This is a genomic window from Mesorhizobium sp. M0292, assembly GCF_040321695.1.
GTDB lineage: Bacteria > Pseudomonadota > Alphaproteobacteria > Rhizobiales > Rhizobiaceae > Mesorhizobium.
Genome location: NZ_JAMYSB010000008.1, coordinates 159578 through 171724, shown reverse-complemented (window position 1 = coordinate 171724; position 12147 = coordinate 159578). Strand labels below are relative to the sequence as shown.

Here is a 12147-nt window from a genome sequence, read left to right as displayed (position 1 = left end):
GTGGCCCATTCAATTGCCGGTTACGGCAGCGGCGGAATCGCATAGAAAAACCGGGACTTTTCTGAGGGATCACCCATGCCGCGCATTGCCTATGTGAACGGGCGCTATGTCGCCCATGCCGACGCTGCCGTGCATATCGAGGATCGCGGCTATCAGTTCGCCGACGGCGTCTACGAGGTCTGCGAGGTGGCGCAGGGCTTTATCGTCGACATGCCGCGCCATCTTGCCCGGCTGAACCGCTCGCTTAGCGAATTGTCGATCGACTGGCCGGTCACCAAGGGCGTGCTGCCGCTTCTTCTGCGCGAGATCGTGCGGCGCAACCACGTCGTCAACGGCCTGGTCTATGTCCAGGTTACGCGCGGTGTTGCCAGCCGCGACTTCGTTTTCCCGGCCGATACACCGTCATCGCTGGTGATTACGGCCAGAAAGGCCGACCCGGCGGCGGCCGCCAAGCGAGCCGAGGCGGGCATCAAGGTCATCACCGTGCCGGAAAACCGTTGGGACCGGGTCGACATCAAGAGCACCGGCCTGCTGCCCAACGTGCTGGCCAAGCAGAAAGCCAAGGAGGCCGGCGCCCAGGAAGCCTGGTTCGTCGACACCGATGGCAACGTCAAGGAGGGCGGCTCGTCCAACGCCTGGATCGTTACAAGGGACGGCGTTCTGGTCACCCGGCCGGCGGAGCATGGCATCCTGCGCGGCATCACCCGCACGACCATGTTCGAAGTGGCGGCAAAGCTCGGGTTGACGATCGAGGAGCGCGGTTTTTCAGTCACTGAAGCCAAGGCTGCGCGAGAAGCTTTCATCAGTTCGGCAACGACAATCGCCATGCCGGTCGTGGCAATCGACGGTGCCGCGGTCGCCAATGGGCACCCCGGTTCGATAACACTTTCATTGCGGCAAGCCTTTTTTGACGTTGCGGAAAAAAGTCCAGCCTGATAACCGCACAGACGGACTGCACATCAATATATCTCGTTCTGCTTGTCGTTACTGACGGCAAGGGGGTGTTTGCAAGCTTGACATGTGCCCGCTAATTTGGCGCATTAGCCTGCAAACCGAAGGGGATCGGCGAAAGACAAGAACAATGGCGGAACGATCGCAAAACCTTCAGGACCTGTTCCTGAATTCTGTTCGCAAGAGCAAAAATCCACTCACCATCTTTCTCATCAACGGCGTCAAGCTGACCGGCGTGGTCACTTCCTTCGACAATTTTTGTGTTCTGCTGCGCCGTGACGGCCACTCCCAGCTCGTCTACAAGCATGCCATTTCCACGATCATGCCGAGCCAGCCGGTTCAGATGTTCGATGGCGAGGAAAGCCAGGGCGCCTGATTGGCACGTGAAAAAGACGCGGACCGCGGCGTCCGCGGGAAACCAGCACATAATTCCGGGACGGAAGCCACAGGTCCGACCCGGGCGGTTGTCATTGTGCCGGTGCTTACCCGGCATCAGCGCAACGATGACGAAACGAACCGTCCACGGCTGACGCGTTCGGCGGATGCGCGCCACGACGAAGCGGTCGGCCTTGCCCGCGCCATCAACCTGGATCTGATCCACACGGCGGTGGTCACCGTCAACGATCCACGCCCGGCAACCTTGCTCGGCAGCGGCAAGGTCGCGGAATTCGCCGAGATCGTCAAAGAGGGTCACGCGGAGGTGGTCATCGTCGACCATCCGCTGACGCCGGTGCAGCAGCGCAATCTCGAAAAAGAAATGAATGCCAAGGTGCTCGACCGCACCGGATTGATCCTGGAGATTTTTGGCGAGCGCGCGCGGACCAAGGAGGGCACGCTGCAGGTCGAACTTGCCCATCTCAACTACCAGAAGGGCCGCCTGGTGCGGAGCTGGACCCACCTTGAACGCCAGCGCGGCGGAGCCGGCTTCCTCGGCGGCCCCGGCGAAACCCAGATCGAATCGGACCGGCGGCAGCTGCAGGAAAAAATCATCAAGCTCAAGCATGAGCTGGAAACGGTGCGCCGCACACGCGACCTGCACCGCGCCAAGCGCAAGAAGGTGCCGTTCCCGGTGGTGGCGATCGTCGGCTACACCAATGCCGGCAAGTCGACGCTGTTCAACCGGCTGACCGGGGCCGACGTGCTGGCCGAAGACATGCTGTTTGCCACGCTCGACCCGACGCTGCGCCGCGTGCGCCTGCCGCACGGCACGCCGATCATCCTGTCGGACACAGTCGGCTTCATTTCGGACCTGCCGACGCATCTGGTCGCCGCCTTCCGCGCCACGCTGGAAGAGGTCGTCGAGGCCGATCTGGTCATCCACCTGCGCGATATTTCGGATCCGGATACCGCAGCGCAAGCCGAGGACGTCGAGCGCATTCTCGCCGATCTCGGCGTCGATGCCGGCGATGCCAAGCGCGTCGTCGAAGTGTGGAACAAGGTCGACCTGCTCGACGACGGCAACCGCGAGCGTCTGCTTGCCGACGGCACTGACGCCAACAAGGCGCCGCCGATCGCCATCTCGGCCGTCACCGGCCAAGGCATCGATGCGCTGAAGGCGCTGATCGAGACCAGGATGTCGGGCGAACTCGAGGAATTGACGGTGACGATCGAACCGCCGCAGTTCGGCCTTGTCGACTGGCTATACCGTAATGGCGACGTCGTTTCGCGGGTAGACAATGAGGATGGCAGCGCGACCATCGCACTCAAGGCCACGCACACCGCCCGGCAAGAGATCGAAAGCCGATTGCACCGCAAAAACAGGCAGTAAGCCTGATTATTTCACGCCCTTGGCCTGCTGCCAGAGCACTTCCATCTCGTCCAGCGTGGCTTTTTCGAGCGTGCTTCCCGATGCATCGATCGCGCGCTCGACATAGTGGAAGCGCGAGCGGAACTTTTCGTTGGTGCCGCTAAGCGCCGCTTCCGAATCGAGCTTGAGGTGACGCCCCAGATTGACGACGGCAAACAGCATGTCGCCGAATTCGTCCTTGATCTCAGCCGTTTCGCCCTTAGCCAGTGCCTCGCGCAGCTCGCCGATCTCTTCCTCGATCTTGTCGAGGATGGGTGCTGCCTCGCTCCAGTCGAAACCGACACGCGCTGCCTTTTCCTGCAGCTTCAGCGCACGAGTCAAAGCGGGCAGGGCGACGGGCACGCTGTCCAGGAAACCCTTGCCATGGTCTTCGGGGTCGAGGCCGCGGGCGAGGCGCGCACTTCGCTTTTCGGCTTTTTCCTCAGCCTTGATCTTTTCCCACATGCCCTTTGCCATGCCGGCGCTGCGCGCCTTCTCGTCGCCGAAGACATGCGGATGGCGCCGGATCATCTTGGTGGTGATGGCCTCGACCACATCACCGAAGGCAAAATCGCCGGCTTCCTCAGCCATCTGCGCGTGGTAGACGACCTGCAGCAGGAGATCGCCGAGTTCGTCGCGCAGATCGTCGAGATCGCCGCGCGCAATGGCGTCCGCCACCTCATAGGCTTCCTCGATCGTATAGGGCGCGATGGTCGAGAAATCCTGCTCGATGTCCCAGGGACAGCCGGTCTTCGGCGCCCTGAGCGCCGCCATGATCTCGATCAGCCGGGAAATGTCGCGCGAAGGTTTCATGCGGCGAATGCTATCCCGCTGCCTGTCGTGCGGCCAACGCTGTCAGCTGGCGGCCTGACCTTGTCCACAGCTCAGCCGTATCAGCCGAGTACCGACACAACCGCCTTGGCGAGGTCATCCATGCCGTCCTCGGGCAGGCCGGCGACGTTGATGCGGCTGTCGCCGACCATGTAGACGCCATACTCGGCACGCAGCCGCTCGACTTGCGCCTCGGTCAGGCCAAGCCTGGAAAACATGCCGCGATGGCTGGCGATGAAGTCGAAGCGGTCGGAGTTGGACTGCCGGCGCAGCGCGTCGGCGAACTGGACCCGCAGCCTCAGCATGCGCAGCCGCATCTCCTCCAGCTCCGCCTCCCAGTCGGCGCGAAGGCCATCATCTTCCAGCACCATGCGCACGGCGGCGGCGCCGTGGTCCGGCGGCATCGAATACATGGCGCGCGCCGCCGCCAGCATCTGGCTCATCGCGACATCGGCTTGCGCGCTATTCTTCGCCAGGATCATCGCCGCGCCGACGCGGTCGCGGTAGACGGCAAAGTTCTTCGAGCAGCTCGAGGCAACGACCATTTCAGGCACCTTGCCCGCGAGAAGGCGCAAGCCGGCCGCATCGGCGTCCAGGCCTTCGCCAAAGCCCTGATAGGCAATGTCGACAAAGGGCAACAGCCCGCGCTCGACGACAAGATCGGTGACGCTGGCCCATTGCGCGATATCGAGATTGGCGCCGGTCGGGTTATGGCAGCAGCCATGCAGCAGCACGATATCGCCGGGCTCGGCTGCGCCAAGCGTTGCCAGCATCTCGTGGAAGCGCACCGCGCCGGAAACGGCATCGAAATAGGGATAATCGCGCACCTTGAGGCCGGCCCCGCGCATCACCGGCGGGTGGTTCGGCCATGTCGGGTCCGACAGCCAGACGGTTGCGTCGGGGCGGGTCCGCTTCAACAGCTCCGCCACCAGCCGCAGCGCGCCGGAACCGCCAGGCGCTTGCGCGGCGCGGATGCGCGTCATGTCGGCAGCGGGGCCGAAGGCCAGCTTGACCATCGCCGTGTTGAAGCCGGTGTCGCCGGCAAGGCCGAGATAGGTCTTGGTGTCCTGGTCCTGCAGCAACCGCTTCTCGGCCTCGCGCAGGGCGCGCATGACCGGCGTCCTGCCGTCGCGGTCCTTGTAGACGCCGACGCCGAGATCGATCTTGCCGGGGCGCGGATCGGCGCGATAGAGGCCGATCAAGGCGATGATCTTGTCGGCCGGGGCAGGTTGCAGGGTCTCGAACATCAATACGGCTCCAATGGCGGCGGAGTAATACGCAAAGCGGCCGCGTTTCGCCAGTGCTTCCATCTGCGCCAGTCCGCTAGCGTACTGGACCGTTACGCCAAGCTTTGTCTGTACGGCAGGGGTCGGCGGCTATGGCGACGGGTTCATTCCAATCCGCCGGATAAGCACCCGTCCAATCACGGCGAGACCGATGCCGGTCAGCAGGGAGAAACCGCCGAGCATGCCGGCCAGCCCGGCAAGGAACCAGCGTCCGGCGAAGCTGTCGACGGAGGCATTTTGCGGATTGGTTGGGTCGTAAGCGACAGGGATGCTGTCGCCATCACCCCAGAACGAGCTGTGGACGGCATTGTTGAAGCGGATGACGGTGCCGTCGGCGGTCGAGAACTCGATGCGGGGATTGTATTCGGCGGCGACAATCCTGCCTGTCGCCGAAGCGGTACGAGGGCCGTACATCTCGACGATGGCCAGCACGCCGGAAGCGATCAGTCCGACAATGCCAAAGATGATGAACACCCTGCCGACGATCGGCAACGCTGCAAAACCCGTTACACGACTACCATTGGCCATCTTTTGCTCCTGGGACAGACGGATAAGGCTAGACTTCATCCATAAAGCAAACATCTGCCGCACGGGAGATGGGTAAGTGCGCAGCGGACTTCTGATTGCATGATGCCTATTGTGGCGACGCAAAAAAGTTTTGGTGGCGATGGATTAAGATCCCCGCCTGTTTCGTAAACGGGGCATGAAACGGTCGATGCCACGCTTCGATATTGTCGGACAGCTGGGTTCGCTCAGGCGCTACGCACGCTCGCTGACGCGCGACGGCACTGACGCCGAGGATCTGGTGCACGATGCGCTGGTGCGCGCCTACGAGCGGCGCGACACATTCCGCTCGGGCGGCAATCTGCGGGCATGGTTGCTGTCGATCGTCCACAACGCTTTCATCGACAAGATGCGCTCGCGCCGGTCGGAATCAGCGCGTGTCGAGCAGGCCGGCTATCTCACCGATGCCAGCACGCCGGCGCCGCAGGAACATTCCGTGCGACTGGCGCAGGTGCGCGAGGCCTTTTTCAGTCTGCCGGAGGAGCAGCGTTCGGCGCTGCATCTGGTCGCCATCGAGGGCCTTTCCTACCAGCAGGCCGCCGACGCCAGCGGGGTGCCGCTGGGCACGCTGATGTCGCGTATCGGCAGGGCGCGCGCAGCACTGCGCGAGATGGAAAACGCTGCACCTTCGCCGGCCAAAAGCCATCTGAGGATCGTGGGAGACCCGTCATGACCGACCTGTTGCGGGACCCGGTGACCGATACCGATCTCGACGCCTATGTCGATGACCAGCTGGATGTCGCGCGCCGCATCGAGGTCGAGGCGTTCCTGTCGGCTCGTCCGGAGGCTGCGGCGCGGGTGATGTCCGACTTGAGGACGCGCGACGAACTGCGCCTGGCGCTGGCTGCTTCCACAGGCATGGCGCGGCCGGCGACGACTGAAGTCGCGCGCCGGCTGGGCAGGGGGCTGGCCAGTCGCCGCGTCTTCGCCGTGCTGCAGCGGGCGGCCGCGGTCGCCGTCTTTGTCGCTGCCGGCTGGCTGGCGAACGGCCTCTTCGGGCCGCTGCTGGTGACCAAGGTCGTGGCTTCGCCGCCGCCGCCCGCCTATGTCGAAGAAGCGATCCGGGCGCACAAGACGACGCTCATGCGCGAGGCGATGCCCTCGCAGCTGGAGGCGCCCAACTACAATGGCGACGAAATCCGCGCCGCCACCGCAATCGTCATGCCATCGCTGCCCAAGGACTGGAAGGTCCGCGACGTGCAGATCTATCCGTCGCGCTTCGGGCCGAGCGTCGAGGTGGCGCTGGAGACGAAGGATATGGGGCTGGTCTCGCTGTTTGCGATCCGCCCCGGAACCTTCGACGTGGTCAAGCCTGCCATCGCGCCCTCCGGCGACATCTCCTCTGCCTATTTCCAGATCGGCGAGGTCGCGTACGCGGTCGTCGCGCGCAGCGATGTCCACGACCTCGACCGCGCCGCCGAGACGCTTGCCAAGACACTTTACTGATCAGGACACTTTACTGAGACCACTTAAGGAGAACCCGCAATGAATACCCCTGACCTCGGATACCGCATGGGCACTGGCGCACGCGGCGGCGCCATCTATGACGAGGGCCTGCGCAGCCACATGCTGCGTGTCTATAACTACATGGGCATCGGCCTCGTCGTCACCGGCATCGTCGCCATGGTGGTCGCTTCGACGCCGGCCCTCTACGTGCCGATCTTTTCCAGCCCGCTGAAATGGGTGGTGATGCTGGCGCCGCTCGCCTTCGTGCTGCTGTTCTCGTTCAAGATGCAGACGATGTCGGCGGCGAGCGCCCAGTTGATGTTCTGGGCCTTCTGCGCGGTGATGGGCCTGTCGCTGGCTTCGGTGTTCCTGGTCTTCACAGGCACCAGCATCGCGCGCACCTTCTTCATCACCGCCACCATGTTCGGCGCCACCAGCCTCTACGGCTACACGACCAAGCGCGACCTGACCCAGTTCTCGTCCTTCCTGATCATGGGCCTGATCGGTGTGGTGATCGCCAGCGTCGTCAACATCTTCCTTGGCTCGACCGCGCTACAGTTCGCCATCTCGGTGATCGGCATTGCCGTCTTTGTCGGCCTGACCGCCTGGGACACGCAGACGATCAAGGAACAGTATGCGGAGAATTTCGACGCGGAATCGCAGCAGAAGCTTGCCGTTTTCGGCGCGCTGTCGCTGTACCTGAACTTCGTCAACATCTTCCAGCTGTTGCTGAATTTCACCGGCGAGCGCGAATAGTCGAACCGTAGCAAGGCAACAATCTCGATCTCGCAGTGGCCGGAGGTGAATCTCCGGCCACTGTCGTTTTGGCGTGGAGACATCGCTCCTCTATCAGCGCGATGTCGCGCCCTTGAGTCCACGCGGGCTTTTGCTAACCTGCCGCTCGCACGCAGCTTTCCGCGAGAACGCATGGAACAAGTGACGCTTCACGGCGACGGCATCTCGGCAACCATTGTCGGGCAGGGGGCCGAGCTCATCTCCTTGCGCAATGCCGAGGGTCTGGAGTTTTTGTGGCAGGCCGGGCCGGAATGGCGGCGGCATTCGCCGGTGCTGTTTCCGATCGTCGGCCGGCTGAAGGGCGACCAGCTCCGCCATGGGGGCCAGGTCTATCCCCTGACGCAGCACGGATTTGCCCGCGACAAGCCGTTTGTGTGGGCTGCTGAGACGAGTCCCCGATCCTGCACGCTGGTGTTGACCGACGATGCCGATACACGCACGCGCTATCCGTTCGCCTTTCGCCTTGCCATCACCTACACGCTCGAGCGTCGCGAACTTGGTGTGAGCTTCGAGATTGCCAACACCGGCGACGAGACGCTGCCAGCCTCCATCGGTGCACATCCGGCTTTCAATTGGCCATTGCAGCCGGGGCTCGCCAAGACCGACTACCACCTGACCTTTGCCCAGGACGAGCCGGCGCCGATCCGCCGGCTGAAGGATGGCCTGGTGCTGGCTGCACCGCGGCCGACGCCCATCGAAGGCAAAACGCTGGCGCTTTCCGAACAGCTGTTCGAGGCAGACGCCGTGATCCTCGACCGGCCGGCCAGCACCAGCGTGCGCTATGCCGCCGCGAACGGTGCGGCGATCGAGATGTCGTGGCAGGGTTTTAAGGAATTGGGCATCTGGTCGAAGCCGGGCGGCGCTCCGTTCCTGTGTATCGAACCCTGGCACGGGCTTGCCAGCCCCGTGGATTTCGATGGCGAGTTCGCGGACAAGCCGGGCGTGATGCTGATCGCGCCCGGTGAAAAGCGCGTGCTGAGCTATCAGGTACGGCTCGAGCATGCGCCACTGTGACCGATGAACCAGAGATAGGCGCGATGAAACTAGGCTTCATCGGCACGGGTGCCCTTACAGCGGCCATCGTCAGCGGGCTCAAATCCGTCGCGGATAACTCCGTCTCCGTGCTGCTGTCGCCGCGCAATGAAGAGATCGCCGCAGAGCTGGCAGCCCGTTATCCGGATGTGCGTATTGCTGATGACAATCAGGCGGTTCTCGATCAATGCGACCTGGTCATGCTGGCTGTCCGGCCGCAAATTGCGCATGACGTCCTGCCGGGTTTGCGGTTTCGGCGCGAGCATCACCTCATCAGCTTGATCGCCACGCTGCCGCGCGAGGAGATTGCCCGCTTGACCGCACCCGCGCACCAGGTGACGAAAGCGCTGCCCATGCCGATGATTGCCCACCGGCTGGGGGCAACGATCATCTGCCCGCCCGATGCCACTGTCGCTGCCTTGTTCGGCAATCTGGGGAAAGCGATCGAGGTCGAGAACTCAGCCGAATTCAATGCGCTGAGCGTGGTCACCGCGACCTATGCCAGCTACTTCAGATATCTCGATACGATCAACAGCTGGCTCAAGAAGAATGGCGTGGAGGAAGGAAAGGGGCGCGATTACATCGCCTCGCTTTTCAAAGCCTTGGGAAGCGCTCCTGATATGTCGCCGGATGCCGACTTCATGCATCTGGCGCAGGACTATGCGACGCGCGGCGGCATCAACGAACAGGTTCTTCGCGAACTCACGGCGCGAAACGTGTTCGATGCGCTCACCGAGAGCCTGGACGGCGTACACCGGCGCATCCTTGAAATTCCCTGATGATCAGGAGTATGGCTCCAACGGATGTTCCGGACCGTTTCGGGAGGGTCGGCGGGTGCCTGGATGCTTGAAATTGGGCTTTGTGGCAGCGGCGCTGGCTGTGCTGATTGTCTTTCCGGTCGCTGCCGCCGACATCGACCGCGCCAGCCTCTACCGCGCGCAATCGGTGACCAGCGGCACTGGCGAGGAGAACCGGGCGTGGGGCCTGGCGCCGTGCCTTGAAGAGGTGCTGGTCAAGGTTTCCGGCGACCCGCGGCTGATCGGCGACCCGCGTGTTGCGGACATGAGTCGGCACGCAAGCGACTATGTCACTGGTGTCGGCTACCGCGACCTGCTCAACAACCGTCCGCCGCATGACGAGCAGGGCACCCATGACCGGCCGCATTACATCACCGCCGATTTCGACCCGGACAAGATCGATGCCTTGCTGGCGTCGCTCGGGCGCAAACCGTGGGCGGTGCCGCGGCCAACAATCGTCGCACTGCTGGATGTAAGGCCGATGAAAGGCGACGGCTTCACGCTGGTGCGCGATGGCGGCGGCGAGCTTGCGGCGGATATGCGCGTTGCGCTGGCGGACGCGGCGCACCGGACCGGTTTGCCGCTGGAGTTGCCTCGGCCGTCCGACGTCGCGCTCGCCGACGTGGCCAACACGCTGGATGGGGACGCCCTGCTTGCCGGCACTTTGGTATGGCGCCAGGAAGCGCTGGGCTGGGTCGGCGACTGGCGGCTCAGCTTCAAGGATAAGGAGTATCGCTGGCAGGTACGTGGCGTCAGTTTCGACGATGCGTTCCGCAACGCCACGCGCGGAACGCTGCAGATCCTGTCGGGCAATGGAGAGCCGGAAGCCGTCACGCCCTGACTTCAAGGGAACCTTCTTGCCGGAGCGCCGTAAACAAAGTGGCGGGCAAGCTTTGAGCAAGGAGGTAGAATTGCAACATCGCCGGATCGACGTTGACGGAAACAGCATCTTCTATCGCGAAGACGGCCCGCCTGATGCTCCCGTCCTCCTGCTGCCGCACGGCTATCCGTGCTCGTCTTATCAATTCCGAAGGTTGATGCCGGCACTTGCCGATCGCTGGCATACATTCGCGCCGGACTTTCCCGGCTTTGGCTACAGCGCCACGCCCGAAATGTCGGTTTTTGGCTATGATTTCGATGCCTATGCCGGGTTTCTGACAGCTTTCGCCGATGCGCTCGGCATGTCGCGCTATGCTCTCTGGCTGCACGATTATGGCTCTCAGATCGGACTGCGCCACGCCATCGCACATCCCGAGCGCATCGCCGCACTCATTATCCAGAACGGTGACATCTACGAGGACGTTCTCGGGCCGAAATACGCCGCCATAAAAGCCTATTGGAATGAGAAGACGCCCGAAAAGCACCGGCCGTTGGAAGAGGCGGTAAGCGAGGAGGGCTTCCGGCACGAGTTTGTCGGAGAGGTGGATGACGCTGTAGCCGAGCGCGTGCCTCCCGATCTTTGGAAACTCCACTGGCCTTTGATGGACACGCCGATCCGCCGGCGGCTCGCGGTCAACCTGATGGAGAAGTTGGAGGCGAACCTCGGCTGGTTCCCCCGCTATCAGAGCTTTCTGCGCGAGCACCAACCTCCGACGCTCATCGTTTGGGGTCCCGAGGATGGTTACATGCCGGCGCAATCGGCGCATGCCTACCAGCGCGATTTGCCGGAAGCAGAACTTCATCTCATCGGCGGCGCCGGCCACTGGTTGCTCGAAACCCATTTCGATGAGGCGCTTCCGCTGGTGCGCGATTTTCTGGCGCGCGTCCACAGTCAGGAAGCGAAAGGGACGGCCGGCCGGGCGTAGACCCCTTCGTTGCGGCCATCCGATCAATCTGCAACCATGGCGTCATGATGGAAAAGTCTGCCGCGCCCTGGCCTCTGCTGCAAATGGCGATCGAGCCGAAGTCGCGGGCGGATCAGGAGAAGCTGCTTGTCACTTCGTCCAAGCTCGCGCCTGACGACCGCGACCCGTCCGCCGCCATGGCCATGGCGAGATGACGTCGCCAAAATTCTCCTCGCGGGCAGGGTTCCTTGTCGGCCTCGGCATCACGCCCGTCACCTTTTTCCTGGCGCTCTATTCGGCCGGAGCCGGGCATGGCGACTATGGGCTGGCGCGACTTCTCTATCCGGTCCCCATGCTGGCAACGCTGTTGACCAACACAACGATCACCGGCCTTTCCATCGGATTGGCTGCGCTGCAGTTTCCTGCCTATGGGGCATTTGTTGCGGGCGCCGGCGGCTCCAGATGGCTGGCCCTTGGCGTCTTCCATCTTGTTGCAATCGCAGCAGCCTTCAGCGGCCTCCTGGAAAGCTTTTCGGGATGACGCTCCTGTTCGTTATCCCGGCGCGGGCCGGTCGAGCAGGAAGTCGAGGCCTTTGCGAAAGGCGCCATCCCTTGAGAAATGAAGACCACGCCAACTCATTTCGCCACTGCTTCGTCAACGTTCCTCCCGCCAAGCAATCAGAGCCGCCGGCCTGCATCTCAGTCAGCAGGGCGTATATTGGCACGCCCCTAATGGAAGCAGCAGCCACATATGAAAGTCGCATAAGATATATTATGGAACTTATGCATCAGGCTGCAGCTGGGAAAGGACGCGGACTTTCATAGGGCTTGGCATGATCGACGCGTGTTGCCTTGAGCCGATGGCCAACGCTACG

15 protein-coding genes are annotated in these 12147 nt (G+C 62.9%); 12 read left to right on the top strand and 3 right to left on the bottom strand.

The features are described from left to right. Positions 1-75: 75 nt before the first annotated feature. The 3 genes from NKI96_RS15255 (at position 76) to hflX (ending at position 2719) form a co-directional block, all read left to right on the top strand. Complete coding sequence (locus NKI96_RS15255) at positions 76-936, top strand: D-amino-acid transaminase (protein WP_023755217.1); 861 nt, start codon at positions 76-78, stop codon at positions 934-936. A 145-nt stretch (positions 937-1081) separates the two neighbouring features. Next, complete coding sequence (gene hfq / locus NKI96_RS15250; RefSeq protein ID WP_006202172.1) at positions 1082-1327, top strand: RNA chaperone Hfq; 246 nt, start codon at positions 1082-1084, stop codon at positions 1325-1327. Continuing rightward, positions 1328-2719: a GTPase HflX gene (hflX, locus tag NKI96_RS15245; RefSeq protein WP_352805042.1), complete on the top strand. Its 1392-nt coding sequence runs from the start codon at positions 1328-1330 to the stop codon at positions 2717-2719. 6 nt (positions 2720-2725) lie between these two features. Here hflX and mazG read toward each other — a convergent pair whose 3' ends face one another. From mazG to NKI96_RS15230, 3 genes are all read right to left on the bottom strand, one after another. Continuing rightward, entirely contained in the window at positions 2726-3550 is an 825-nt protein-coding gene (mazG, locus tag NKI96_RS15240; protein ID WP_023688462.1) for a nucleoside triphosphate pyrophosphohydrolase, read from the bottom strand. Positions 3551-3630: 80 nt separating this feature from the next. Next, positions 3631-4815, bottom strand: a complete 1185-nt coding sequence (locus NKI96_RS15235) for an amino acid aminotransferase (RefSeq protein WP_023701733.1) — start codon at positions 4813-4815, stop codon at positions 3631-3633. Between the two features lie 129 nt (positions 4816-4944). Further along, positions 4945-5382, bottom strand: a complete 438-nt coding sequence (locus NKI96_RS15230; protein WP_352805039.1) for a DUF3592 domain-containing protein — start codon at positions 5380-5382, stop codon at positions 4945-4947. A gap of 175 nt (positions 5383-5557) precedes the next feature. Between NKI96_RS15230 and NKI96_RS15225 the strand changes: the two genes are divergently transcribed. The 9 genes from NKI96_RS15225 to NKI96_RS15185 all read left to right on the top strand — a co-directional run bounded on the left by NKI96_RS15225 (position 5558) and on the right by NKI96_RS15185 (position 11813). Next, a complete protein-coding gene (locus tag NKI96_RS15225; RefSeq protein WP_023668935.1) occupies positions 5558-6091 on the top strand; it encodes a sigma-70 family RNA polymerase sigma factor in 534 nt (177 codons plus the stop codon). After that, positions 6088-6864: an anti-sigma factor family protein gene (locus tag NKI96_RS15220; RefSeq protein ID WP_023741240.1), complete on the top strand. Its 777-nt coding sequence runs from the start codon at positions 6088-6090 to the stop codon at positions 6862-6864. Before NKI96_RS15225 ends, NKI96_RS15220 begins: the two co-directional genes overlap by 4 nt. 39 nt (positions 6865-6903) lie before the next feature. Then, positions 6904-7620, top strand: coding sequence for a Bax inhibitor-1/YccA family protein (locus NKI96_RS15215; protein ID WP_023696104.1), 717 nt, complete (start codon positions 6904-6906; stop codon positions 7618-7620). A gap of 171 nt (positions 7621-7791) precedes the next feature. Next, complete coding sequence (locus tag NKI96_RS15210; RefSeq protein WP_023696105.1) at positions 7792-8673, top strand: aldose 1-epimerase family protein; 882 nt, start codon at positions 7792-7794, stop codon at positions 8671-8673. Further along, positions 8670-9470, top strand: coding sequence for a pyrroline-5-carboxylate reductase (locus NKI96_RS15205; protein WP_352805036.1), 801 nt, complete (start codon positions 8670-8672; stop codon positions 9468-9470). The genes NKI96_RS15210 and NKI96_RS15205 overlap by 4 nt, the downstream gene beginning before the upstream one ends. An 82-nt stretch (positions 9471-9552) precedes the next feature. Continuing rightward, positions 9553-10329 (top strand): DUF8605 domain-containing protein, encoded by a 777-nt coding sequence (locus NKI96_RS15200; protein WP_352805113.1) that lies wholly within the window; start codon positions 9553-9555, stop codon positions 10327-10329. 52 nt (positions 10330-10381) lie between these two features. Beyond that, a complete protein-coding gene (locus tag NKI96_RS15195; protein ID WP_031208114.1) occupies positions 10382-11293 on the top strand; it encodes an alpha/beta fold hydrolase in 912 nt (303 codons plus the stop codon). A 44-nt stretch (positions 11294-11337) separates the two neighbouring features. Next, complete coding sequence (locus tag NKI96_RS15190; RefSeq protein ID WP_023691291.1) at positions 11338-11487, top strand: hypothetical protein; 150 nt, start codon at positions 11338-11340, stop codon at positions 11485-11487. Then, positions 11484-11813, top strand: coding sequence for a hypothetical protein (locus tag NKI96_RS15185; protein WP_023691292.1), 330 nt, complete (start codon positions 11484-11486; stop codon positions 11811-11813). The genes NKI96_RS15190 and NKI96_RS15185 overlap by 4 nt, the downstream gene beginning before the upstream one ends. Positions 11814-12147 lie beyond the last annotated feature (334 nt).

Excerpts from the sequence above, each read along its gene's own strand:
- NKI96_RS15190 (WP_023691291.1), top strand. The coding sequence starts at position 11,338 with ATGATGGAAAAGTCTGCCGCGCCCTGGCCTCTGCTGCAAATGGCGATC.
- mazG (WP_023688462.1), bottom strand. The coding sequence starts at position 3,550 with ATGAAACCTTCGCGCGACATTTCCCGGCTGATCGAGATCATGGCGGCG.
- NKI96_RS15220 (WP_023741240.1), top strand. The coding sequence starts at position 6,088 with ATGACCGACCTGTTGCGGGACCCGGTGACCGATACCGATCTCGACGCC.
- NKI96_RS15185 (WP_023691292.1), top strand. The coding sequence starts at position 11,484 with ATGACGTCGCCAAAATTCTCCTCGCGGGCAGGGTTCCTTGTCGGCCTC.
- NKI96_RS15255 (WP_023755217.1), top strand. The coding sequence starts at position 76 with ATGCCGCGCATTGCCTATGTGAACGGGCGCTATGTCGCCCATGCCGAC.
- NKI96_RS15225 (WP_023668935.1), top strand. The coding sequence starts at position 5,558 with ATGAAACGGTCGATGCCACGCTTCGATATTGTCGGACAGCTGGGTTCG.
- NKI96_RS15230 (WP_352805039.1), bottom strand. The coding sequence starts at position 5,382 with ATGGCCAATGGTAGTCGTGTAACGGGTTTTGCAGCGTTGCCGATCGTC.
- NKI96_RS15210 (WP_023696105.1), top strand. The coding sequence starts at position 7,792 with ATGGAACAAGTGACGCTTCACGGCGACGGCATCTCGGCAACCATTGTC.
- NKI96_RS15215 (WP_023696104.1), top strand. The coding sequence starts at position 6,904 with ATGAATACCCCTGACCTCGGATACCGCATGGGCACTGGCGCACGCGGC.
- hfq (WP_006202172.1), top strand. The coding sequence starts at position 1,082 with ATGGCGGAACGATCGCAAAACCTTCAGGACCTGTTCCTGAATTCTGTT.
- NKI96_RS15235 (WP_023701733.1), bottom strand. The coding sequence starts at position 4,815 with ATGTTCGAGACCCTGCAACCTGCCCCGGCCGACAAGATCATCGCCTTG.